This window comes from Aliidiomarina haloalkalitolerans, assembly GCF_003987315.1.
In the GTDB taxonomy this organism is placed as follows: Bacteria; Pseudomonadota; Gammaproteobacteria; order Enterobacterales; family Alteromonadaceae; genus Aliidiomarina; species Aliidiomarina haloalkalitolerans.
In genome coordinates this window covers 184,342-207,688 of the sequence record NZ_PIPI01000003.1, presented here as the reverse complement: position 1 = coordinate 207,688, position 23,347 = coordinate 184,342, and the positions used below count along the sequence as shown (strand labels likewise).

The 23,347-nt window shown below is 48.2% G+C and carries 19 protein-coding genes; 5 read left to right on the top strand and 14 right to left on the bottom strand.

What is annotated here, in order from left to right; genetic code table 11:
- Positions 1–120: 120 nt before the first annotated feature.
- From CWE06_RS06625 to CWE06_RS12390, 7 genes are all read right to left on the bottom strand, one after another.
- Positions 121–777 (bottom strand): anthranilate synthase component II, encoded by a 657-nt coding sequence (locus CWE06_RS06625; RefSeq protein ID WP_198679059.1) that lies wholly within the window; start codon positions 775–777, stop codon positions 121–123.
- 129 nt (positions 778–906) lie between these two features.
- Complete coding sequence (locus CWE06_RS06620) at positions 907–3,708, bottom strand: phosphoenolpyruvate carboxylase (protein WP_126792403.1); 2,802 nt, start codon at positions 3,706–3,708, stop codon at positions 907–909.
- Between the two features lie 159 nt (positions 3,709–3,867).
- Positions 3,868–4,731, bottom strand: coding sequence for a prohibitin family protein (locus CWE06_RS06615; protein ID WP_126792401.1), 864 nt, complete (start codon positions 4,729–4,731; stop codon positions 3,868–3,870).
- 178 nt (positions 4,732–4,909) lie between these two features.
- Complete coding sequence (trpS, locus tag CWE06_RS06610; protein WP_126792399.1) at positions 4,910–5,914, bottom strand: tryptophan--tRNA ligase; 1,005 nt, start codon at positions 5,912–5,914, stop codon at positions 4,910–4,912.
- Between the two features lie 116 nt (positions 5,915–6,030).
- Positions 6,031–6,708: a ribulose-phosphate 3-epimerase gene (gene rpe, locus CWE06_RS06605; RefSeq protein WP_126792397.1), complete on the bottom strand. Its 678-nt coding sequence runs from the start codon at positions 6,706–6,708 to the stop codon at positions 6,031–6,033.
- Positions 6,709–6,827: 119 nt separating this feature from the next.
- Complete coding sequence (locus tag CWE06_RS06600; RefSeq protein ID WP_126792395.1) at positions 6,828–7,466, bottom strand: hypothetical protein; 639 nt, start codon at positions 7,464–7,466, stop codon at positions 6,828–6,830.
- 62 nt (positions 7,467–7,528) lie between these two features.
- Positions 7,529–7,810: a hypothetical protein gene (locus CWE06_RS12390; protein ID WP_157981150.1), complete on the bottom strand. Its 282-nt coding sequence runs from the start codon at positions 7,808–7,810 to the stop codon at positions 7,529–7,531.
- A 494-nt stretch (positions 7,811–8,304) separates the two neighbouring features.
- On the opposite strand from CWE06_RS12390, the gene CWE06_RS06595 reads away from it, so the two are divergent.
- Positions 8,305–8,544, top strand: a complete 240-nt coding sequence (locus tag CWE06_RS06595; RefSeq protein ID WP_241972503.1) for a DUF2970 domain-containing protein — start codon at positions 8,305–8,307, stop codon at positions 8,542–8,544.
- Between the two features lie 95 nt (positions 8,545–8,639).
- Here the strand turns inward: CWE06_RS06595 and prlC are convergent, their stop codons facing one another.
- The gene (prlC, locus tag CWE06_RS06590) at positions 8,640–10,691 is read right to left on the bottom strand and encodes an oligopeptidase A (RefSeq protein ID WP_126792393.1); all 2,052 of its coding nucleotides are present in this window, start codon (positions 10,689–10,691) and stop codon (positions 8,640–8,642) included.
- 164 nt (positions 10,692–10,855) lie between these two features.
- Here prlC and CWE06_RS06585 point away from each other — a divergent pair, with 164 nt between their 5' ends.
- Positions 10,856–13,165 (top strand): S9 family peptidase, encoded by a 2,310-nt coding sequence (locus tag CWE06_RS06585; protein WP_241972502.1) that lies wholly within the window; start codon positions 10,856–10,858, stop codon positions 13,163–13,165.
- A gap of 70 nt (positions 13,166–13,235) precedes the next feature.
- Here CWE06_RS06585 and CWE06_RS06580 read toward each other — a convergent pair whose 3' ends face one another.
- Complete coding sequence (locus CWE06_RS06580; protein ID WP_126792391.1) at positions 13,236–15,347, bottom strand: tetratricopeptide repeat-containing diguanylate cyclase; 2,112 nt, start codon at positions 15,345–15,347, stop codon at positions 13,236–13,238.
- 130 nt (positions 15,348–15,477) lie between these two features.
- Between CWE06_RS06580 and CWE06_RS06575 the strand changes: the two genes are divergently transcribed.
- Complete coding sequence (locus tag CWE06_RS06575) at positions 15,478–16,860, top strand: mechanosensitive ion channel family protein (protein WP_126792389.1); 1,383 nt, start codon at positions 15,478–15,480, stop codon at positions 16,858–16,860.
- Here CWE06_RS06575 and CWE06_RS06570 read toward each other — a convergent pair.
- Both CWE06_RS06570 and CWE06_RS06565 read right to left on the bottom strand, forming a co-directional pair.
- The gene (locus tag CWE06_RS06570) at positions 16,857–18,917 is read right to left on the bottom strand and encodes a tetratricopeptide repeat-containing diguanylate cyclase (protein ID WP_126792387.1); all 2,061 of its coding nucleotides are present in this window, start codon (positions 18,915–18,917) and stop codon (positions 16,857–16,859) included. The two genes, CWE06_RS06575 and CWE06_RS06570, sit on opposite strands and share 4 nt — an antisense overlap.
- 229 nt (positions 18,918–19,146) lie before the next feature.
- Entirely contained in the window at positions 19,147–19,494 is a 348-nt protein-coding gene (locus tag CWE06_RS06565; RefSeq protein WP_126792385.1) for a YkgJ family cysteine cluster protein, read from the bottom strand.
- Between the two features lie 311 nt (positions 19,495–19,805).
- Between CWE06_RS06565 and CWE06_RS06560 the strand changes: the two genes are divergently transcribed.
- Positions 19,806–20,522, top strand: a complete 717-nt coding sequence (locus CWE06_RS06560) for a YebC/PmpR family DNA-binding transcriptional regulator (protein WP_126792383.1) — start codon at positions 19,806–19,808, stop codon at positions 20,520–20,522.
- A 105-nt stretch (positions 20,523–20,627) separates the two neighbouring features.
- Here the strand turns inward: CWE06_RS06560 and CWE06_RS06555 are convergent, their stop codons facing one another.
- Positions 20,628–21,281: a CatA-like O-acetyltransferase gene (locus tag CWE06_RS06555; protein WP_126792381.1), complete on the bottom strand. Its 654-nt coding sequence runs from the start codon at positions 21,279–21,281 to the stop codon at positions 20,628–20,630.
- A 53-nt stretch (positions 21,282–21,334) separates the two neighbouring features.
- Positions 21,335–21,823 (bottom strand): DUF2165 domain-containing protein, encoded by a 489-nt coding sequence (locus CWE06_RS06550; RefSeq protein WP_126792379.1) that lies wholly within the window; start codon positions 21,821–21,823, stop codon positions 21,335–21,337.
- 328 nt (positions 21,824–22,151) lie between these two features.
- Here CWE06_RS06550 and CWE06_RS06545 point away from each other — a divergent pair, with 328 nt between their 5' ends.
- On the top strand, positions 22,152–22,544 hold the full coding sequence (locus tag CWE06_RS06545; protein WP_157981149.1) for a YciI family protein: 393 nt from the start codon (positions 22,152–22,154) through the stop codon (positions 22,542–22,544).
- A 27-nt stretch (positions 22,545–22,571) separates the two neighbouring features.
- On the opposite strand, the gene dsbG is transcribed toward CWE06_RS06545, so the two are convergent.
- The gene (gene dsbG / locus CWE06_RS06540; protein WP_126792375.1) at positions 22,572–23,339 is read right to left on the bottom strand and encodes a thiol:disulfide interchange protein DsbG; all 768 of its coding nucleotides are present in this window, start codon (positions 23,337–23,339) and stop codon (positions 22,572–22,574) included.
- Positions 23,340–23,347: the final 8 nt, after the last annotated feature.

The window sequence follows — 23,347 nt, the reverse complement described above, 5'->3', positions numbered from 1 at the left end:
CCGCACATTATGGCATGTTCAAAAGCAAATGTCTGTGCTCGGGCGAGGGAGTTTCCGGAAGAATCGAGCGACTCAATTTAGAATTGCGAACTGCCCGCATAAGTATGCAGACTGGGTCTGCTAGCGGACAGTTTGAGGGTGTTGTTCTAAGGTTGCTGCAAAATCAGTAAAGCTTTGATTTTCATTGAAGTTTGGCAGTACTCTGAGGAAGTTCCAAAGGACTTTGTGGCCCTCTTCACTGAGGACCGATTCTGGATGAAATTGCACCCCAAAAATTGGCAAGTTTTTGTGTTCTAATGCCATAATTTCCGCTGTCATCCCGTCATCGGCTACCCACGCTGTTGCACGTAGGCAGTCTGGCAGTGACTCGGGCGCCAGCACGAGGGAATGGTAGCGAACAACCGTGAAGAATTCGGGAATATCTTGCATTAAAACACTGTCAATGTGCCGCACCCGTGACAACTTGCCGTGCATGACTTCTTGGGCGCGCACAACTTGGGCCCCGAATGCTTGGCCAATTGCTTGGTGACCCAGACAGACACCCAGAATCGGTATTTCACCAGCCAGTTCTTGAATGGCTTGCAAGCAAACGCCGGCCTCATTGGGCGTACACGGCCCCGGTGAAATCACCAAACCAGCAGGGTTTAACGCACGAATTTCAGCAACTGTGAGTGCGTCGTTGCGCTCAACACGAACGTCTTGACCCAACTCGCGAAAATAACGCACTAAGTTGTGAGTAAAGGAGTCGTAGTTGTCTAGCATTAAGAGCTCACGCATGATTCAAACTTACCCTTGCCTGAAATTTCAAACCCCGCCGTTCATGGCAGCGAATCATACCTAGTTTAGTGGCGAAATGAAAAGAAAAAGGCGCTAATCAGTTTAGCGCCTTGATGTCTGAAAAGCCCATTAGCCGGTGTTTCTCAAAGCACTTGCGATGCCGTTAATGCTCATCAGTAAGGTTAATAGCGTTTGTTCCTGTTGCGCTTCGCTCGTGCCTGCATCTTTTTGCTGACGCCACTGTGCAAGTAAATTCAATTGCGTACGGTGCAAGGGTTGCAGGGCTTCCTCGCGCAATAGGTTTGAATAGTAATGGTTAGGACGGCGCTCAGGGAACGGCTTTGCGAAAATCTCATCGATGATGTTGCGTGTCCGCTGCAGCTCTTCACAAAGTAATGGATAAATGGCGTTACGCGTTTCCTTATCGGCAACTAAGTTAGCATACGCTTCCATAACAGCGATGTTGGAGGCCGCAAGCGATGTGTCCACATTGGTGAGCACATATTTCAACAGTGGGTCGGTCGCAATCGATGCTTTCAAGGCTGCAAATGCTTCCGGTTGCTCCTGTTTTAATTGGGTAAACGTATAACCGACGCCATACCAACTGGTAATATTGTAACGCGATTGCGCCCAACTGAAGACCCAAGGAATAGCGCGCAGGTCTTGTAACGTGCGGGTTCCCGTTCGCCGCGCAGGGCGCGAGCCAATGCGGCTACTTTCAATCGCGTCAATGGGTGTTGCGGCACCGAAATAGCCTAGAAAATAAGGGTTTTGGATCAGCTGTTGATAAAAGTCTTTGCTTTTTTGCGCCAAATAATCCCAGGTTTTTTGATGAGCATTTGGCTTCTGCTGCGCGTTGCGTTGATCGAGAATCGTCGCAGCAGTCGCACTGGCCATCAGCATTTCTATATTCGAACTGGCGTTGAGCGTGTTCGCATATTTCTGTGAAATGGTTTCCCCTTGCTCGGTTAGGCGTAGATCGCCACCTACTGAGTTGGGCGGCAGCGCTTGAATAAACCAATTAGTTGGCCCCGCGCCACGGCTAATTGACCCACCTTTACCATGGAAAAAGCGAATTTTAATGCCGCGAGCGTTACCGAGCTCGGTCAGCTTTTCTTGTGCTGTGTACAGCCCCCACTGGCTGGCGATGATTCCGCCATCTTTATTGCTGTCGCTGTAGCCCACCATAATTTGCTGCACCGGCGCCTCATTGTTATTGAGCTCTTGATGGTAGGCCAAACTACGCTGGGTCACTGGGTGAGAGAAAAACTCCGCCATTATTTGCGCGCTATTTTGCAGATCTTCAATGGTTTCAAATAGCGGAACAACTGGAATTTTGCAACGCAAGCCATCTGCCGTGTTTTCGGTCAAGCCAGCTTCGCGGGCAAGCAAATAAACCACCAGCAGGTCAGATACGTCTCGAGTCATGCTGACAATCAACGAGCCGATTCCGTCGGTTCCATAGTGTTCGACATACTCTGCCACCACACGCAGCGCTTTTACCGCAGCATTCGCTTCGTTGGGCAGTGGCGTTTTATGATAAGTAAACGGACGATTCTTACCGAGCTCTTGGTTGATGAACGATAACCGCTCCTGTTTGCTCCACCGTAAAAACTTCTCACCGCTTTCTGAAGAGCTATCAAGTAGTTGCGCTAAGGCTTTGTCATGAAAACTACTGTTTTGACGGATATCTAATTTAGCAAGGTGAAAGCCAAACGTTTCGACGATGCGGATAGCCCGGTTTATATCATGTTGTGCTACTGCCTTCGCGCCATAAGCGAACAAGGCTTGCTGGAGCAGTTCGAGATCGGCAATCAGGTCTTTTGCGAAGCGGTAACTACCGGGGCGTTCATTCAATTCTGTGGCGTGCTCACGTTTCACATCAAGTGGTAACTTGGTGATACATAAGTTCACAAATTGGCGGAACACCTCACCGCGATTGCGTTGATAACTTTGTTTGCCCGCATCGCCCAATTCACCTAGCATTTCATCAATGCGTTGTTGTAGCTCCGGGGTGGTTTCGCTGTAGTGACAAGAAAAACTGAGGTGTGTGACCAACTTCACGAGCGCTCGACGCACAATGACAAAGGCGTTCAAGCGCAGTGATTTAAGGGTTTGTGCGGTGACTTCATCCGTAATAAATGGGTGGCCGTCACGATCCCCGCCCACCCAATTACCAAATGATAGCTTGGGGAATTGACTTGCTTGGCGCAGTAAGGCGGGATCTAAGTTCAAATATTCCCACGCTTGCAATAAGCGCTTGTCTACGAGCTCGATCACGTCAGGAAATACATTTGTAAGATAATGCATGACGTTGCGTAGCTCAGATTCAACATCAGGCTTTTCTAGAAAAATCTCCCCTGTGCGCCATAGCCGCTCAAGTACAAGCTTAATCTCATTGCGTATTTCTGCTTGCTCGCGAGTCGTCCACATTTGGTTCTCGCGTTTTACCAGTAAGAGATACAACTCACGGTGATGCTCAAGAACAGTTGCGCGTTTTGCTTCGGTGGGGTGCGCGGTAAGTACCGGCTCCACACGTACTTGCGGCAGTTGTTGGGCGATATCTGCGGCACTCAAACCTGCATGAAGCAAGGTTTGTAAGCGCTCGCCCCATAAGCCATTCACTGCCGCTAATGACTTTTTATCTTCGACTTTCCGCCGATTCTGTACCGCACCGTTAATCTCAGCCATATTCAACATTTGGAAAATAATTGAATACATTTGAATGTGTTTCGGGGAGAACGGCTCGCACTGTTGTTCTGGGGAATTGCGCCAAGGTAAGTCGGGTAACAGCGCCTCCTCACCATTTTCGATAAGCACTTCCTGTAAACATTCGAGTAAGAACTCGAAATCGAAGTAGGGTTTTCCGAGCTTTTCTTGAACAAGCTGCAGGCTACTCTCTGATTGAGGATTAGGTGCTGTAGATGGCATACGTTGTTCCTCCGAAAATAGCGCGCAAGCAAGAAAATCGGCACCCATGCCAATCATGGGCAGAGCGGTAGCGGGCAGCATGTTGCTGCCACCCGTCCCCAGAGCCCGAACCGCCACCGATCATCTTAGATAAGTGTGCGGCCGGTCCGCTTTCTGGTCTTACTGCTTATTGGCTTCGATAAACGGTACTGTGCTATTCGGCAGCATAGTGGTCGGCAATTTACCGTCCCATGCTTCCGCTTTCACCAACTCAACCAACAGCGGATTGTCAGCGAGTGCCGCTGCACGCTCGCGAATTGCTTCCGCTTCCGCGTTACCGCGTAAACGAATACTGTCCGCTTCTGCTTGCGCTTGCGCACGCACCCGGTCTGCTTCGGCTGCGGCACGAGTCCGCACGATATCCGCTTCGACGCGCTCACGCTCAAGGTTCTGGCGCTCACGTTCAACCGCAACTTCGGCAAGCATACGCTGCTCAACGCTTTCCTCATAGGCGGCACTGAACGACACGTCTTCAACTTGCACACCAAGGATAATCACTGGCCCGGTGACTGAACGCTGAACCGCAGCGGCCATTTCTGCGTTTAAACGGCCACGCTCACGAATCGACGTGGCCGCATTAAATTGACCTAGTACAGTTTTTGCTTCTTCCAATACAATACGCGTGACCTGGCGATCAATCAAAGCTTGGCGCGTACCAAAGTTCCGATAAACTTCGTCAACTCGGCTGCTATCAATTTGATAACGCACCGATAAATTCATCACCGCTGGCTGTTGATCGTTACTGTAAGCTTCCATGTTGCGATACAGTTCAACTTGTTCCTGCACAGAGATTTTGCGAATACTGTCAACCAATGGAATTTTAAAATGAAGTCCCGGGTCGGAAATCTTGATTAAACTACCGTAACGAATGACGGCACCCCGTTCACCTTCGTCGACGGTATAAAAACTGCCGACCGATAATAGTAGTACAAATACACCGACCACAAAGCCGATTACAAGTTTAACGCTAGTTCCTTTCGCCACGCTTTAGTCCTCTTTTTTCTTGTTGTTTTTCATAATAATTTCGTAGGCTTTAATCACACCGAGGATGACTAATACCGCCACCACGGCTAAGCCGATAAAAGATAATCCCAATCCCATTTTTATTTTCTCCTTCGTGTTAGAGCAAAAAGCCACCATAACGGTGGCTTTTGAAAAATTATTAGCGTGGTAACACAAAGCCCACCGCGTCATACACGCGTCGGACAGTGTCAGCGGCCACTTCACGGGCCTTCATAGCCCCTTTTGCCAATACCGCATCCATCATGGCTTCGTCTGCCCGTATTTCTTGGAAGCGCGCTTGCATTGGCTCCAAAAATGCCACCACCGCATCAGCTACGTCCCCTTTTAAATGACCGTACATTTTACCTTCATACTCAGGTACTAGGTCATCAATACTGCGGCCGGTTGCGCCCGCCAACAGCGTCAATAAATTTGACACGCCCGGCTTTTCTTCAGGGTTAAAGTAAATCCGCGCTTGCTCGTCTGAATCGGTCACTGCGCGTTTAATTTTCTTGGCGATTTTCTTCGGCTCTTCGAGCAAACCAATAAAGTTATTGGCGTTGTCGTCCGACTTCGACATCTTCTTGGTTGGGTCCTGCAAACTCATAATTCGCGCACCGTGCTGCGGAATAAATGGTTCTGGCACGACAAAGATATCGCCATAAATATTATTAAAGCGGGTCGCCACATCACGCGCTAACTCAAGGTGCTGCTTTTGGTCATTGCCGACCGGCACTTCATTGGCGTTATACAAGAGAATATCAGCGGCCATGAGCACCGGGTAGGTAAACAAACCCGCATTCATATTCGACTCTTGCTTCTGTGACTTGTCTTTATACTGAGTCATCCGATTCAGCTCACCCATTTGGGTGTAACAATTCAGTACCCACGCTAATTGGGAATGTTCCGGTACATGCGACTGCAAAAACAGAGTACTGCGCTCAGGATCCAAGCCACACGCCATATACAGGGCTAAGCCATCCAAGGTTGCATTGCGCAGGGCGACTGGGTCTTGGCGAACGGTAATTGCATGCAGGTCGACCAACATAAAGTGACAGTCATGGCTGTCTTGCATATTGACCCACTGACGCAATGCGCCCATGTAATTGCCAATGGTTAATTGCCCTGACGGCTGACAGCCACTTAATACAACGGGTTTGCTCATTATTTTTTTACCTGTAATTACCAAATTCTTATCTAACCTGAATCTCATTCAGGTTAACCCACTGTGAACATGAATAGAATTCACTTTGCTCATGTTCTAAAACAGTGGCTCTCACATTAATTTCGACCACTTGCCGCCAGTTCTGCACGCATTTGCGTAATCACTTCGGCATAATCGGGTTGGTTGAAAATGGCCGAACCAGCGACAAACATGTCCGCACCAGCTGCTGCAATTTCACGAATATTGTCGACTTTCACACCACCGTCGACTTCTAATAAAATATCATAACCGCTGTCGTCAATGCGCTTGCGCGCTTCGCGCAGCTTGTCCAACGTTTGCGGAATAAAAGACTGGCCACCGAAACCGGGGTTAACCGACATCAGCAAAATAATGTCGACCTTGTCCATTACGTAGTCGAGGTAATGCAGCGGCGTTGCTGGGTTAAAAACTAAACCCGATTTACAGCCGTGATCTCGAATCAACTGCAAGGTACGGTCAATATGCACTGACGCTTCTGGGTGGAAGGTGATCATACTGGCGCCAGCCTTGGCGAACTGCGGCACCAGTGCATCGACCGGGTCGACCATTAAGTGCACATCAATCGGCGCGGTAATACCGTAATTGCGCAAAGCATCACAGACCATCGGGCCAATCGTTAAATTCGGTACGAAGTGGTTATCCATGACATCGAAATGCACGACGTCCGCTCCTGCTGCCAAGACATTTTCAACGTCTTCGCCTAAACGGGCAAAGTCGGCTGACAGAATCGACGGGGCAATTAAGAATTCGCGCATAGTCACAAGCCTTCTTGCAATTTGAAAGTCGGCGGCTAGTTTAACAAGTGAGCGCTTTTGATTCACGTAATTTCTTAATGCTCATAAAGGTATGAGCTTCCGACGAATTTGCTAAAAAATCAGCGTAACTTGAAGAAAATTCTATGTGGTTGACCATTCTCACCAACTTGAAGAGTCGTCGTTCCACTTTCTGGATACCACGACTGTGTACTCACTGCTCGCTGAATCATCATAAAGGCTAAGAATGGTTCATTACCCATATTATTGATTGTTAAGGCACATGTTTCGTTGCGACATTCAACATCATCGACACTAAAATCGCGTAACGCTTCTTCATTCATGAATAAGTCTGTAATGTTCTGCTCTGCTGCGTATGACCAGCTTTGGTCCGTCGACTCTGCTTCAAAACGCCCAGCCTTTTGCTGAATTTCCTGTGCGACTTGCTGACTTGTTGTAAGTATGGGTTCTTGGTGTTGCATGATTTGTTGCTGCAATGACTGTTGTTCTGACTCACTGCCGGCAAGTCCCGAGTCTTCGCCCTTCAAATCTAACTCATCAAGCTGTACCCCAGTTTGTGCAGAACCGTTATCAACAAGCTCGAGGAATGTACGACACTCTGTATTCATATCGAGCTCAACTTGAACGATTCTGCTCGGGTTGTTGGTTATTCGGTGCTCGTGTTTGAATGTATCACGTATCAACAAGAGCACTAATGTGGTAATCACCATCAGGTAAATGAAGTGAGTGATCCGTTGCACACGTAATTCCTTCTTCCGTCAGTTGCAATCAATTCGACTTATAATGTCAAGAAATACGTCTTTTATTTAAATTGAGCCTCAAGATTAACGATGCGTATAGTCTCTTTTTGACCCCACTCATTAATTTCGGCCTTTAACTCTGCGCAGGCAGTGCAAAAGTCATCAGTGATCGTCAGAATAAAGATTGTTTCGCGTTGGTCGGTCAACTGCTCTGATGTTAACTGAAGGAGCCCCTCAAAAAATGCATCCTTTGAGTCACAATGTACTCGATTTTGCATTTCTAAAAATCGTTTTAAATCATTGATTTCAAAATTGTGATCGTAAGTTTCTTGCAGTCCCCGCATTCATCAAACAATAAAACGAACGGGTAGCTAATTTCAAGCGAACTTTCATTCATCAAGACCATCAAATCTGACATTGATACCTGATAAGAGCTAATTCTGCTAGCTTGGATATCCTTGTCTGGTTCGACGTTGAGAAAGTTTGAAAGGAATAGCAAAACGATAAAATAATACATTGATACCTCGCTCAAGGCTTCGAAACTAGCGGCTTACAACTGCTTGTCTCTAAATCACACGTCATGCAGAATCCATTAATACAATGGACACAAGTCGACTGATCGCAAACAGAGCCATTTGTGTTTGATAGAGAGGGGAAGCTGAAGGACAGGGAAAGTAATATAAAAAGGCTGCATTTAAATATCCTATTAATCACATTAACTCCTTGTTATGGTATGTAAAGTTAAGCTATGACCACATAATCAGGTTAGCAAGTCTGGACTCTATCCCGACAAGAGCTATGTAAACTAGCGAAGCCCAACGTGAGGACAAATCGAACAATGCAACACCAAGAGTCTATGCCCAATAAACACGAAGAGAAAAACAACCAGCCGGGTCTTTGGGCCATTGTCTGGAGTGTGCTTGCAGCTTTGTTTGGTGTACAAACTGAAGCAAATCGTCGGCGTGATTTTTCCCAAGGCAATCCGCTTGCTTATATTATTGTTTTTATTATTTTGTTAGTGGCTTTCGTAGCGGCGGTTGCTGGCATCGTTCGTTTAGTTTTAGCTTACGCGACGTGATAGTCGCTTCAGCCACAATCACATATTCCACTGAAAAAAGGGCCGATGGAAAAACCATCGGCCCTTGATTTTGATTCGAGTTGTCACACAAGCAATTATGCGGCCGAGGCAATACCCGAATGACGTAGCAATGGCGCGATATCGGGCTCACGACCACGGAAGGCTTTAAATAATTCCATCGCGTCTTTACTACCGCCCATTTCGAGAATGTGCTGAAGGAAATCACGCCCAGTGTCGGCATTAAAAATGCCTTCTTCTTCAAAGCGCGCATAAGCATCAGCGGACAGAACTTCGGCCCATTTATAGCTGTAATAGCCCGCCGCATAGCCACCAGCAAAAATGTGGCCAAAGCTATGTTGGAAACGGTTATACGTTGGCGGCACCACCACAGCAACCTGACTCCGCACATCATCCAAGATAGCTTGTACTCGCGCACCTTGCTCAGCATCGAATTCTTGGTGAATACGCATGTCAAACAACGAAAACTCAAGTTGCCGGACCATTTGCATTGCGGCTTGGAAGTTACGTGCGGCCAGCATTTTATCCAATAAATCCTGTGGCAGTGGCTCACCGGTTTCGTAATGGCCGGAAATAAATGCAAGCGCCTCTGGCTCCCAGCACCAGTTCTCTAAAAACTGGCTCGGTAACTCAACCGCATCCCAGGCAACGCCGTTAATGCCCGACACCCCAGCTACATCGATTTTCGTTAGCATGTGATGAAGACCGTGACCAAACTCATGGAACAAGGTAATCACCTCGTCGTGGGTGAAGAGTGCCGGTTTGTCGCCAATCGGTTTATTGAAATTACACGTCAAGTACGCAAGAGGCAGCTGCAGCTGACCGTCCGGCAAGCGTCGACGGACAGCGCAGTCGGCCATCCATGCACCGCCGCGCTTTTTCGAGCGCGCGTATAAGTCGAGGTAAAAACCTGCACGCAAATTGTTCTCGGCATCGTAAATTTCATAATAGCGAACATGATCATGCCAAGTCGGTGCTGACGCTTCGACGATACGAATTCCAAACAAACGCTCGGCCACAGTAAACAAGCCTTGAACAACGTTCGATTCCGGAAAGTAAGGTCGCAAGACTTCGTCGGAAATTTCGAATTGCTGCTGTTTCAGTTGTTCCGCATAGAATGGAATATCCCATGCTTGTAAATCGGTCACGCCATGCTCATGCTCCGCATGCGCTTTGATTTCTTCAAATTCCTTGCGTGCTTGCGGCAGTGAACGCTCCGCTAAGTCGTGCAAGAAACCGAGAACTTGAGCCGGACTGTCGGCCATTTTCGTTGCTAATGAAACTTCGGCATAGTTGGCAAAACCAAGGAGCTGAGCAAGCTCATGGCGCAGCGCGAGGGTTTCATCGATAATCCTCGAGTTATCATACTCACCTACATTCGGGCCTTGGTCCGAGGCGCGTGTTGCGTAGGCTTCGTACATTTTTCGCCGGAGCGCACGATTTTCTGCATACATCATTACTGGTAAGTAACTCGGAATATCGAGCGTAAACACCCAACCGTCGAGTTCTTTCTCTTGCGCGACCTCGGCTGCTGCTGCAACTGCGCTCTCTGGTAAACCAGCAAGCTCGCTCTCGTCGGTCACATGAGCAAACCACGCGTGCGTTGCATCCAGCAATTGATTACTAAATTGTGAACTGAGTTGTGAAAGACGGTTTTGAATTTCGCCGTAACGCTTTTTCTGTTCCGCAGGTAAGGCGACACCTGACAGCTCAAAGTCGCGTAAGGTATCGGTAATCACGCGTTGTTGGGCTGTACTTAACTCGGAAAAACCCTCGCTCTGCGCAAGCTTCATATACGCGTTATACAAGCCTTCATGCTGACCAACCCAAGTTGAGTAGTCAGACAATAACTCTAAACAGGCATCGTGAGCAGCGCGCATGGCGTCTTCACTCACCACCGAGTTCATGTGTGAGATTGGCGACCAAATACGACTTAAGCGATCGTCAGCCTGTTCAAGCGGCGCAACCAAGCTTTCCCAAGTTGGCTGTTCAATGTTGACCACTTGGCCAATCACCGCTTTGCAATGCGCAATCGCCTCACTCACGGCAGGCTCCACATGTTCTGCACGAATGGCCGGAAAGGGGGGGTGAAAGAAATCGGTCAATAATGGATTGTTGGCAGTGCTCAAAAGACGACCCTCTTTAAAATAACGCGTGAATTACCCTATACGTGCGGTCGGAAACTTTCGATTTCAAGGTCAACCGCACCTTTAGCTCGACTAGTTGGCTTTCTTCAATCACAAAACCCGCTACAATCAGAGTGATTTTGGCCGAAAACCTACGGAAAAATTCCATGAACCGATTCACAAAAACAACAAAAATAATGGCATTGGTTGCCAGTGCAGCACTATTTACCAGTGCCTGTGTTAGCACCGACTCCAACTCATTGACTGAACAACCACGCGGGCAAACGAGCCCACTGCCTAGTGACACCACGTTCACCTTAGCGGATATCTATGCCAGCGACATGTTCTCGGTGAAAAGCTTCCCGACCACACGTTGGTTAGCGGACGGTAGCGGTTACACAACTTTAGAACAGAACGACAACGGCGGTCGCGACATTGTTCGCTATCATCCTGAGACTGGCGAGCGTACCGTGTTAGTGAGTGCTGACTTATTGCGCCCAAGTGAGGACGCAGACCCACTCCGCATTGCCGATTATCAGTGGTCGGAAGATGCGCAACAACTGTTAATTTTCACCAACACGCGACGCTCGTGGCGCACACACACGCTCGGTGATTACTGGGTGCTAAATCGAGAAAACGGTCGCTTGTTCCAGCTCGGTGGCGATGCACCGGAGTCGACCTTACAATTTGCTAAGTTTGACCCTGCCGGCACGCGAGTTGCGTATGTCATGCAAAACAATATCTACGTGCAAGATTTAACCTCGCGCTCCATTACTCAGCTAACACACGACGGTAACCGTGACCTCATCAACGGTACCTTTGATTGGGTCAACGAAGAAGAGTTTTATTTGCGTGACGGTTTCCGTTGGTCACCGGACGGCAGCCACATTGCCTACTGGCAAGTGGACACTAGCGGTGTGCCAATGTTCACCATGATCGACAACGTCAGCGAGTTGTATCCAACCCTCACCGAGTTTCCATATCCAAAAGTTGGTGAAACGAACTCGTCGTTGCGGGTTGGCGTGTTACCCGCGAACGGTGGTGACACCACTTGGATGCAGCTGCCGGGTGACCCTCGCGACCACTATTTGGTGCGCATGGAATGGGCCGGTAATAGCAATGAGTTAATGATTCAACAAATGAACCGCGCGCAGAACTTCATGCAGTTTTGGTTGGCAAACGCAAAAACTGGCACTGCTGAAGCGTTAATCACCGAGCAAAGCAATGCTTGGGTCGAGCAAGTCGACGATGTGCGTTTCTTCCGCAATGGACAGAGCTTTATCTGGCAAAGCGAGCGTTCAGGTTACCGCCACCTCTACCGCTTCGACCGCGATGGCGACGGCCTAACCCCGTTAACTTCAGGCGATTATGACGTCATCGAAATTGCCGAGATTGTCGCCAATGATCAAGGACAAGGTTATGCCTGGTTTATTGCCTCGCCAGAAAACCCCTTGCAGCGTTATTTATTCCGCGTGGCACTAGACGGCAGTTCGGAAGCGGAGCGCATTACCCCTGCAGATTGGTCGGGTTCACATAGTTACCGAGTCTCTCGCGATGGTCGTTTTGCCCTGCATTACGTGTCACGCAAAGGTGTACCGACGGAAACTCGCATGGTCTCCTTACCGGACCACAGTGTGATTAACGAATTGGAAATGAACGAAGCGCTGAAAGCAACGTTAGCCGAGAAAATTACCAGCCAGTCAGAGTTTTTCCAAGTCACTGCGCGTGACGGCTTGGTGCTTGATGGTTACGTCATGCGCCCGGCAGACTTTGACCCGAGCAAGCAATATCCGTTAATCATGTACATCTACGGTGAGCCATGGGGACAAACGGTTGCTGATACTTGGCAAGGTCAAACCTACCTGTGGCATGACTATATGACCCAACTGGGTTATGTGGTGGTGTCGATCGATAACCGTGGCACGCGCTCACCACGTGGTCGCGACTGGCGTCATTCGATCTATATGCAACTCGGTATTGTCACCGTGCGGGATCAAGCCGACGCCTTAGACGAAATGCTGGCCCGTTGGAGCTGGATTGACGGCAATCGTGTTGCGATGTGGGGCCACAGTGGTGGTGGGTCACAAACCTTGAATGCGCTGTTCCGTTATCCAGACAAGTTCCACGCTGGTATAGCTCTTGCGCCAGTTCCAGACTTACGTCTTTATGACACCATTTATCAAGAACGTTACTCAGGGTTATTGCCAGAGGCTGCCGATAGCTACGAAGAAACCTCAGCGGTTACCCATGCAGCAAACTTGCAAGGTGACTTGTTGCTTGTGCATGGTACTGCCGATGACAACGTGCACTACCAAGGCACCGAGCGCTTGAAAGACGAACTGATTAAACACAACAAACAGTTCCGCTTCATGGCGTACCCGAACCGCACCCATGGTATTCGCGAAGGTGAAGGCACATCGTTGCACTTACGCACCATGATGACTGAGTTCTTATGGGAAAAAGTACCGGTTCGCTAGGACTTTTCTTGCCACACAAAAAAAGCAGCGTTGATACGCTGCTTTTTTTTCTGCTACTTTTGCAACTGAGCTAAGACTCACTGTCCCGCTTTTGTGTTGGCCCTTCGATAAGAACGTAATCGACGACCCCCTCTTCAATTGCTGCATTCAAGTCGTGTTCAAGTTGATCTTTAATATCGTCGTATGGTTTGTTCAAACCACGCAAACCATAAGCCCGATTTCGACCATGAACTTTACCAATATACAGAGCCATGTCGGCTATCTGCAGGGCGCGCTCCCAACCTAAGACAGACTCGTCAATGCCTGCGAATGGCAAGTGAATAAAGCCTGCTGTCGCCGTCACTGGAATTTCTTTGCCTTCGTGTATCACCGGCTTTTCGCCAATGACTTGTAACACTCGGCTGGTAAATTCAGGCAATTTAGCTTCCGCCATACCCGGTAAGTAAAGTAAGAACTCTTCACCGCCCCAACGCACGACTAGGTCGCTAGAACGCGCTAAGTTCGTTAAGCGTTCACTAAGGGCTTTCAATACAGTGTCACCTGCGGCATGACCATGTGTATCGTTAATTCGTTTAAAGTAGTCGACGTCGAGCAGCACTAGACCGTCCGGATGCTCAGGATTAGAATGACGCCGCTCATTTTTAGCGCGGTGCGTCATATGATCCTGCAATGCACGACGATTAAGTAACGCAGTTAGCGGGTCGCGGCGAGAATGAAACTCAAGCTGTTTGTTGGCGACTTTCAAGCGTAAATTCGCTCGGCGTGCAGCGCGATACAAGAAGGCAAGTAAAAACAAGCCCATAACAACCACCACACCAAAGAGAATAAAGATTTGCTGCTGCAGTTGTTTGTTTTCAATAATTTGTTCTTGCAGATCGTTACGTTGTTGCAGCAATTCGATTTGCTGCAGTCGGTCTTGCGCTTGGTAACGCACTTCGAGTTCACGCAAAGCATCTTCGCGCTCAGTCTGCGAAATCGTATCCCTTAGATTACGTTGTTCCAATAGAGTCTGCGCTTGTGCTTGGTACATGCCCGCACGCTCATAGGCCCGCGCAGCAAATTCTAGATGTTCATAAAACTCACCTGGTTCAGACAGGTTGCGCAACGCGTCTGTATGCTTACGAATCGCCTCAATACCAGAAAAGTCGTCGGTCATGACGGCGATGTAGCCAAGGTTGAACAAAACAACATGGGCGATTGCGACATCATCCCCTAATGCATCATGAGCCTCTAATAGTTCATAAGTCTCAAGCAGAATTTCTCGCGCTCGATCGTAGTTTTCTAATTCAATATAACTCGATGCAATATTATTTAAACTCGTGAAAATAACACCGGGCCATTCCATTTGTTCAGCCCACTCGATCGCTCGGCGGTGGCTAGCAATTGACGACTCGGTTTGCCCTAGCACACCTTCAATATAGCCCTTGCGAAGATACAATCCCGGCAAGAAGCCATAAAGTTCGCCTTCTTCAGCTTCCTGAATAGCTTGTACCGTCAAGTCCATAGCTAAATCATAATTGCGCAGCTGCAAATGAACTTGGGTGATTTGGCCGGTGAGCGCCACTCGCCGTGTTCGACGGCGATTATCTGTAGTTAAAGACAGCCACTCAAGTGACTGCAAACCGTGCTCCAGGGCACGTTGGTATTGACCATTACTAGAAAAAACTCCCAGAAGCACAATGTTTGTATAGTAGCCAATGCGGGGGTTTTGTACTTGATCAAGAATCATCGTGAGTTGTTCAGCAATAGCAAGCATCTCTGACGTTTGCTGTTGAAATTGACGCAACTCGAGCCAATTGACATAGTATTCTATGACGACGTCCGCAAACGGATGTTGCTCTGCAAACGGCAACAGTTCCACCAACAGTTCTTCTGCTTGCTCTAACTCTTGCAGCCGCAAAAACTCAAAGAACTGATAACTCTGCGCTCGCATGTAAGTTGATGGGTACTCACTCGCGCCAACCTCCTGCAAAATACGGGTCAGCTCGGCTTCTCGTTCTTCATCATCGACAAGGTTTAAATACAGATCGAGCGCTTCTTCTAAATCGCTGTGAATAATGGTGCGTTGTGCTTGGATCGGTTCAAACGAGAGTGTCAGTGGACCACTAAGCACCGCAGCGGCCGGCGCAGACCACAAGACAAGAATGAAGAGGGACAGTGCATATTTAGTTAAAATTGGCATAGAACTCCATCACATCCCTGTGCCGAGATTATTGTTTCGCAATTTACGAAATCGTTGTTATTGTTAAGCTTATGTTGTTTGTTTAGAAATACCAGATATTACCCAGCGGATCTAGTAAGGAATTCCTTTTATGGCTATCGAATCATTTGGTTCCGATACTCTTAGTGTACAAACTCTTTTACAAACGCTTACCGAACAGACAAAGCATTTGTATTCCGCCGACTCAGTGCCGCAATGGGTAACGATTTGCATTGCTATTCTCGTTGCTCTGTACACTCGCCGACGTATGTTAATTAAACTGGGTGAATCAGGTAGCGCGAGCTCTGGCTTAAGACGCTTAGCGTACCGGTCGTTAGAGCGAATTCTATGGCCGATAAGCATGCTGATCGTCCTCTGGGCAGGCCAGTTTGTGCTCCAGCTGTGGCTCGATGATACGCCAATTCTGAATGTTTTAGTACCGTTGACCAGTTCCTTTGCGGCCATTCGACTAATTGTCTATTTTTTGCGTAAGTCATTGAAAGGCGGTCCACTTTTAAAAGCTTCAGAGAGCCTGATTGCGGGGATCATCTGGGTGATCGTCGGCCTTTATTTACTCAACCTGCTGCCACAGGTAGTCGCCGCATTAGATGCCGTCGGTGTGAATTTAGGTGATTTTCGACTGTCTATTCTTTCGGGGCTAAAACTCTTTTTCCTGATTATTATTGCCTTGACCATCGCCGGTTGGATTTCGCATCTTCTTGAAATTCGTTTAGCAGAAACCAAAGCTCTTAACGCCAGTACTCGCGTTGGGCTCATTAAATTCATTAAATTTGCGCTCATTACCATTGCCGTCTTAGTCACTTTAAGCTCTGTCGGCTTTGACATGTCAACCTTCGCCGTCTTTGGTGGCGCTTTAGGCGTGGGGCTAGGTTTTGGCTTACAGCGCATAGCTGCAAATTTTATTTCGGGGTTTATTGTGATTTTTGACCGCTCGGTGAAACCTGGTGACGTCATTACCATTGGCGAACAATTCGGCTGGGTGCAAGAGCTACGCTCGCGTTATATTGTGTTGCGTAACCGGGAAGGGGTCGACACCTTGATTCCGAATGAGAACCTCATTACTTCTGAGGTCATCAACTGGAGCTATTCCGACACCAATACGCGGATTAAAATTAATGTTGATATTAGCTACGATGACGACCCTGAAGAAGCCATTCGAATCATGGAAGAATGTGCTTTGGTTTCCGATCGAGTGTTAAAAGATCCGGCACCAGTGGCTCGTTTAATGGAATTTGGTGATAACGGCATCCAACTGCAGTTGCGCGTATGGATTGCTGACGCAATGAACGGTTTTGAAGGCGTGCGCTCGCCGATTAAAATTGAAATTTTCAAGCGCTTCAAAGAGGCGGGTATCACCATTCCATTCCCACAACGAGATTTACATGTAAAGTCACTCACACCAGAAGTACTTGAGTCTCTTGAGCGGTTGATCCAACGACAGAAAGAGTCAGACGGCGGACAAAGTGAGCCCTAACCCGGCTCACTCACCTCAATTTGAATTTTCACAACATCGAGCACATCAAGTTCCAACGCTGCGTTAAAGTCGCGAAAGAGCAGGCTTTCGATCGTCTGATAAGGGCCCCGAATGCTTTTTAAACAATGCGCTTGATTGCGTCCTTGTAACTTACCGACATAAAGAAGATTATCAGCCAGCTGCAGCGCTTTCTCCCAGTCGAGTTGCGTTTCGTCAATGTCAGAAATAGGCAACATAACGGTCCCTATGGTCGCATGAACCGCAATTTCTCCAGTGTTATACACCACCGGCGCTTCGTTCAAGGCAATCAAAATGTTTTCGGTGAGTACTGTCGCTTCTGCTGCCGCAGCGCACGGCGCATAGATTAAAAATTCTTCGCCGCCCCAGCGAATGATATGAGCGTCTTCCCCGCAAACACTAATCAGCCGCTTAGCGACATCACGCAGTACTTCGTCGCCGGCAGCATGTCCAAGGGTATCGTTAATTTGTTTAAAATGATCGAGGTCGAGCAGCATCAAGACACTTGATGCTGGATGAGCTTGCTGCCGACGCGCTTGCATTAAGTTCTGGAAATGTCGACGATTACCTAATCCAGTTAAAGGATCGAGTAAAGCTTGTTGGTGCAAGCGGCGGTTTGCTTCATTGAGTTGCTGATTTGCCTTTCTTGATGTTCGGTATCCCATGGCAATCACAATCAACACCAACACTAAAACCAGAATCAGCAAAACACTGATACCTCGGACGAGTTGAGTATTCTGTAATTGCTGTTCACGTAATTGATTTTCGTGTTGTAACAAGGCGATTTGTTGCGCTTGGTCATGGGCCTCGTAGCGTGCTTGCATTTCCACCATGAGCTGCTCACGGTCAGAACGGAATAGACGTTGGCGGACATCATGGAGATCTAACAATGTTTTAGCTTGTTCTTCAAATAGCCCTGCTTCGCCGTAGGCGAGTGCTAAATAATAGAGAACTTCTGCTTCATCACGGCCGTTGCCATGACTAACGATGGCTTCGCGAATAGCCAGCATGCGGTCAATACCGGCTGCGTAATTGCCCCGTTTTACGTCGATGTTGGCTAAGTTAAACTCGACAAACTGCAGCTCTCGCAGGCGTTGCTCGGAATATGCGACTGTCCTTGCCTCGAGAAGTAATTCCTCTGCGGCATCAAAATCAGCGTCGTTAATCAGTTCGGAAGCCATATTGTTGCGCGCTATAATTTGAATGCGAACATCCTTTTCTTGTTCCGCCCAATATAATGCGTGCCGATAGGACTGAATGGCATCCGACCGCGACGTTAAATGCCCGAGCACATACCCCTGAACCAAGTATAAATCAGGTAACCGGTGGTGCACTTGATAGCGCAAGCCTTCGTCGATTGCGGACCGAACGATTGGCAAAGCGGCTTCGAAATTCTCAATCGTCGCATACAGCCGAGCGATGTGCATGTTTAGAAATTGCCGACGGCGAACGTTTTGCTGTTGGTCATCATTTACAATCGCCTGCTGGGCTCGCAAAAAGTGTTCGAGCGCCTGCTCGTGCTGTTGCGCATTGGCAAGTACTCGCCCAGCGACATTATGACCAAAAAATAGAATGCGAGGGTTGGTCACGTCATGACTATGACGTTCGAAATCCGCCACCGCGCGTTGCGCCAACTGGCGCTTGTTTTGCAGGTCGAAAATTTCCGCTTTTAACGCATAAACTTCAGCGATTGCGGCGACACTGTTGCCTCTTTCCGCATGTTCAAGCAGTTTTCGCGCAATTTCTTCTGCGGCATCATATGCTTTCTCTGCGTGCGCCAGCTCTAACGCTCGATAGCCCCACGCACGGACATAGGTGGAAACCGGTGTGGTCGGCGTAATATCGATTAAAAGCTGGGCAAAGCCTTGACGATCAGCTGGATACATACCTGGGCCGAGCAGCGCGTCAAGCTCAGCTTCTAATTCAAAGTCACGTTGCTCCAAGACTGTCACATTGGCCACCACAGGATACGACGGCAGTAAAAAGCTGCCAATCAACAGTGATCCCAGTGCGATGACCCGACACCATATGCGTAACAAATGAACAGTCCTTATTAACCAGCCAAGAAGTCAGTGTGAACGACGGTTGACCTCAGAGCAATGAATGCCCCCTACCCTAAGCGATCACTGGTCTGACAACAAGGGGTAAACCCTCAGTTGCGCTCAAGTGACGAGAATCCAAGATGATTTAATTTCATGCTCAGCATATCATTTAATGAACAATAGCTGAGTCTTGTAAGTTTTCAAATCAAAATTACACAAACGTCAATTAAGCCACTTCCTGAATAGTAATCAAAGGTGCCATACCATATTTAGCGCGCGCTCGATCACAGGCTGGATTCGACCCATCTAAACTGATAGCAAAATCACGACACGGACTCGGTCGGTCACCATAAATCGAACAACCCACGACGCCGCCAATGTCGCCTTGTAAGGCGACACAACGAGGGGTCGAACTATTGGTTCCGCGCATACAACGATAAAATGAATTGATTTGCTCGGTGAGCTCTGCCGGAACATAGCCATTTGGGGCGTCATTGCCTTCAGCCCAATAAAAAGACACACGAAAATTCGCGCAGCAGGCGCCACACGTTACACACGGATTAGTTGCACTCATGTAATTACACTCAATACCCAACGACAGAAACCATTGAACATCAAGCATGTTGCCGGTCGGCAAATGTTGAAGTGGCGGAATTATATGCAATAGGCGGGTCGCTTGAATAGTGGCTGAGGTTGAAAATCAACACAAAATATTAGGAATCTGGCGCAAGCAACGGTAGAATTCTGACCACTTAAAATTTAGCCTTGCTCGGGTAAGTCATGATAAATTGACGGCATTGCTCAACGACATTGCTCAACAACATCGATCAACAGCAATGCCACCGCTTCGGCGCAAGCACATTCATTGTTAGACAGGATTTAATTATGGGTCGCGCGTTTCAAAACCGAAAAGATTCGATTGCCAAAACAGCTACGACAAAAAGCCGAATTTACAGCAAATATGGTCGTGAAATTTATGTAGTCGCGAAAAGTGGTGGTACTGACCCCGCAGCGAACTTGTCATTACGGGGTTTAATTGACCGCGCCCGCAAAGACCAAGTACCAGCCCACGTGATCCAGAATGCGCTCGACAAAGCGTCTGGCGTCGGCGGCGAAGACTATTCTCCTGCCCGTTACGAAGGATTTGGTCCTGGCAACTGCATGGTTATCGTTGAGTGCTTAACTGACAATCCAAATCGAACAGTTGGTGAAGTGCGCAACTGTTTCACCAAAACCAAAACCAAACTTGGTGCGCCGGGCTCGGTTGCTCACATGTTTGATCATTGCTCGATTTTCAAGTTTGCCGGTGACGACGAGGACGCAGTGCTCGAAGCGCTCATGGAAGCCGATGTAGACGTCACAGACGTTGAAGCTGAAGACGGAAAAATTACTGTATTCGCACCGAATACTGAGTATGCGAAAACCAAGCAAGCACTCTTAAGCGCCTTTGAGGGTATTGAATTTGAAGTCGACGAAATTCAATTCGTACCACAAACCATGATGGACTTGCCGGCTGAGGATTTACCTATGATGGAAAAATTCCTCGATATGCTCGAAGATTGTGACGACGTTCAGCGCGTATTTCACAACGCACAGTGGTAACTCAGGCGCATTAAGTCGACCTACTTAAGGCGACCCTTCGAGTGAAATAACGATATAAAAAAGGGCTGCGAAACAATTGCAGCCCTTTTTTTCGAGCTAGCTGCCTTAAACTTCCGCAAATAGCACTTCCAGCCGGTGCATAAAACGAGCAATATCAGCGCCATCCATCAAGGCATGGTGACCATGCACTGAAACCGGCATTACTTGTTTCTGTACTAGGTCTCCAGCAGCATCAAAAGCTGGAACCTTGGTGACCTTGCCGACCGATATTTTTGGACAGCTATCGCTTGTCGAGAAACGCCGAGCATGGCTTAAGGCGGTAAATTTCACCCATGGAACAGCTGAAAAGTGAATAACATTGTCGGTACCATTCGAAGGCTCTAGGTCTGTTCGTGCCCGCACCCGGGCAAATTCAGCTTCAGCACCGCGAGCAAACTCATGGAAGTCTTGCACAAAAGGAATGAACGAAAAACCAAAGCTACCGTCGGCTCGGTCGACTGTCGCCCCCATTGCCACCTCGTCGTAAACCGCAACCTGCTCACCTTCAAGTCGATAGCGAAACGATTCTATCTCATTCACCACTTGAGCAATTTTATGCACGTAAAACAGGTAAAATGACTGATTTTGCGCCTTACACCATTGCAATACGCGACCACAATCAATGTCGACGCAGAGGCCAAAGAATGGCTCGTCAAAATGTCGATAAAACTCGAAGTGTGCTTGGCGATTCCAACTCTTTAAATCTAGATAGGTCTTCATCTCGGCTCCGTAAAAAGCTACCGAGGCATAGCAACCTCGGCAGCTAAAAACTACTAATGGTCCGGCATACTAACAAATAAGGTGACTAGCGCAATAGAGCCTAAATATTGAAATGAGCCTTCTAGCGACCCACCCCCAAGCGGCGTTTGCCACATTTGAAAGAACGCACCGCCGAGAACTGTAAATAATCCAAACCAAACCAACAGTGCGATACCAGCGCCCAGATACGCAAAGTATTTCGACTCATTAAATAGACTGGCCTCCTCACGCCGTGCACGCAACATTGCAAATGCACCTGCAAGCGCCACAATTCCGGCGAGCGCTTCAAGGGTGATAATCAAGATGAGGCAAATCCAAACAATGACCGATGATTCAATCGCAAAAAAGAAGGTATTGGGATAGATCTCATGTCCAGCGTTGCTAAAGACCGCTGCAACAAAACCGTGTGCGGCATCTAAGTTGGCGATGTTCTGCAAGGCGTAAAACAAACACATGAAGCCAATTGCTGCGACGAGTAGAATTTTAATAGTACGTAAAGCCATGGTTCTTCTCCATTTTCTTGTTATTGAGAGAAGAAGTGAATACTGCGTGCCAGTCAGTTTAGGCTTCCACTCCTATGGCAGATATTTCTGCCTAGTGAGGAGTCCAACTTAACCTCCAATTGTTAATTCTGTGTTACTGCTTCTGTGCTAACATAGCGAACTACACTACAATTGTACAATATCACCCGCAACCACCTCGAGGAAACCTATGGCATTCACAGGAACTAGGCATTTCACAATCAAAGCCATGTTAGCCTTACTGCTATTTTTTTGCGCAAGCATTTCCGCTCAGGAAACGTCTACCAAGAGCACCGTATCGAAAGACAGTATGACAAACGGATATGACGAGCAACTGGCTGCTGAGCTAGGGGCCGACGACTATGGCATGCGGCTTTACGTTCTCGCTTTTTTGGAAACCGGCGATGCAACCGGTCTGAGTCAAGAAGAGCGCATGCAATTGCAGCGTGGGCACATGGCAACTATTAATCAACTCGCTAATGAGGGTCATCTCGTTCTAGCTGGCCCTTTTGTGAATGGCGGTGATCTCCGCGGGCTCTATTTATTTGCAACCAGCGATGTGCAAGAAGCACAAGCGTTGGCCGCTCGTGACCCTGCGATTCAAAAAGGTGTGTTTAAATTACGCATGACACAATGGTATGGCAGCGCCGCACTGTTAACTGTTCCCGCAACCCACGAGCGCATACAAAAACAGCAGCCCTAGGCTGCTGTTTTTGTCGTGACGAAAAGACTATGGACGCGGCCCAAATACCGCCTCCAACATGTTCGGTTGCGGCATACCTCGAATCACTTGGACATGATTATTATTGTCTCGGTAGTACACCACAGGTGTGGCGCTAATACCGAGTTCGCGAATAATGCGGTGATTATCACGAATGACGTCATTACCAATTCGCACAAAACGCGGCGTCGCTTCGATGCCACCGCGGTTTAAACGCGCTAAATGTTGTTCTAACGCCGCCGTCGGATCCGGTGCCCCCATAATTGCGGCTGCTTGGGTAAGGCTTTCTTCACGAATAATTCCGACCATTAAGTGCCGCAATTGAACTAACCCGGCATCTATCCAAGGCTGTGCCGCTTCGCGGAAACGATGACAATACGGACAATTTGGGTCGGTAACCGTGTAAATCACCCGCGGTGCATTAACATCGCCGTCTTGCACTAATTTAGCATTGGCCATCAAATTCCAAGCACGTTCCTGTTCAGGACCAATCACAGCCTGATACAAGGGTTCTGCTGCGATATCTTCACCAGCAAGATTCAACAAGTTACCAATAAGTACATGTTCCCCGTCTGGGGTTAAATAGAGAGCGATGGCTTGGCCTTGAAAACGCGCTGCATAACCGACAAGCCCACCCGGAGCTTCAAAGGTATCAACGATGGTTAGTCCCTGCTGAGCAAGCATCTCGATAGGCTTCGGTAAGCTCTCGGCGAGCGTCTGGTTAAACATGAAAGTGCTCGCAGCAACAACTCCGATACCCCAAGAATTTAAGCGCATGCATGACT

Bases quoted from the DNA above. Each gene is read 5' to 3' on its own strand.
- rpe (WP_126792397.1), bottom strand. From the start codon at position 6,708: ATGCGCGAATTCTTAATTGCCCCGTCGATTCTGTCAGCCGACTTTGCC.
- CWE06_RS12390 (WP_157981150.1), bottom strand. From the start codon at position 7,810: ATGCGGGGACTGCAAGAAACTTACGATCACAATTTTGAAATCAATGAT.
- CWE06_RS06620 (WP_126792403.1), bottom strand. From the start codon at position 3,708: ATGCCATCTACAGCACCTAATCCTCAATCAGAGAGTAGCCTGCAGCTT.
- CWE06_RS06580 (WP_126792391.1), bottom strand. From the start codon at position 15,347: ATGCCAATTTTAACTAAATATGCACTGTCCCTCTTCATTCTTGTCTTG.
- CWE06_RS06545 (WP_157981149.1), top strand. From the start codon at position 22,152: ATGACAAACGGATATGACGAGCAACTGGCTGCTGAGCTAGGGGCCGAC.
- CWE06_RS06575 (WP_126792389.1), top strand. From the start codon at position 15,478: ATGGCTATCGAATCATTTGGTTCCGATACTCTTAGTGTACAAACTCTT.
- CWE06_RS06560 (WP_126792383.1), top strand. From the start codon at position 19,806: ATGGGTCGCGCGTTTCAAAACCGAAAAGATTCGATTGCCAAAACAGCT.
- CWE06_RS06550 (WP_126792379.1), bottom strand. From the start codon at position 21,823: ATGGCTTTACGTACTATTAAAATTCTACTCGTCGCAGCAATTGGCTTC.
- CWE06_RS06595 (WP_241972503.1), top strand. From the start codon at position 8,305: ATGCAACACCAAGAGTCTATGCCCAATAAACACGAAGAGAAAAACAAC.
- dsbG (WP_126792375.1), bottom strand. From the start codon at position 23,339: ATGCGCTTAAATTCTTGGGGTATCGGAGTTGTTGCTGCGAGCACTTTC.
- CWE06_RS06565 (WP_126792385.1), bottom strand. From the start codon at position 19,494: ATGAGTGCAACTAATCCGTGTGTAACGTGTGGCGCCTGCTGCGCGAAT.
- CWE06_RS06585 (WP_241972502.1), top strand. From the start codon at position 10,856: ATGAACCGATTCACAAAAACAACAAAAATAATGGCATTGGTTGCCAGT.
- trpS (WP_126792399.1), bottom strand. From the start codon at position 5,914: ATGAGCAAACCCGTTGTATTAAGTGGCTGTCAGCCGTCAGGGCAATTA.
- CWE06_RS06555 (WP_126792381.1), bottom strand. From the start codon at position 21,281: ATGAAGACCTATCTAGATTTAAAGAGTTGGAATCGCCAAGCACACTTC.
- CWE06_RS06625 (WP_198679059.1), bottom strand. From the start codon at position 777: ATGCGTGAGCTCTTAATGCTAGACAACTACGACTCCTTTACTCACAAC.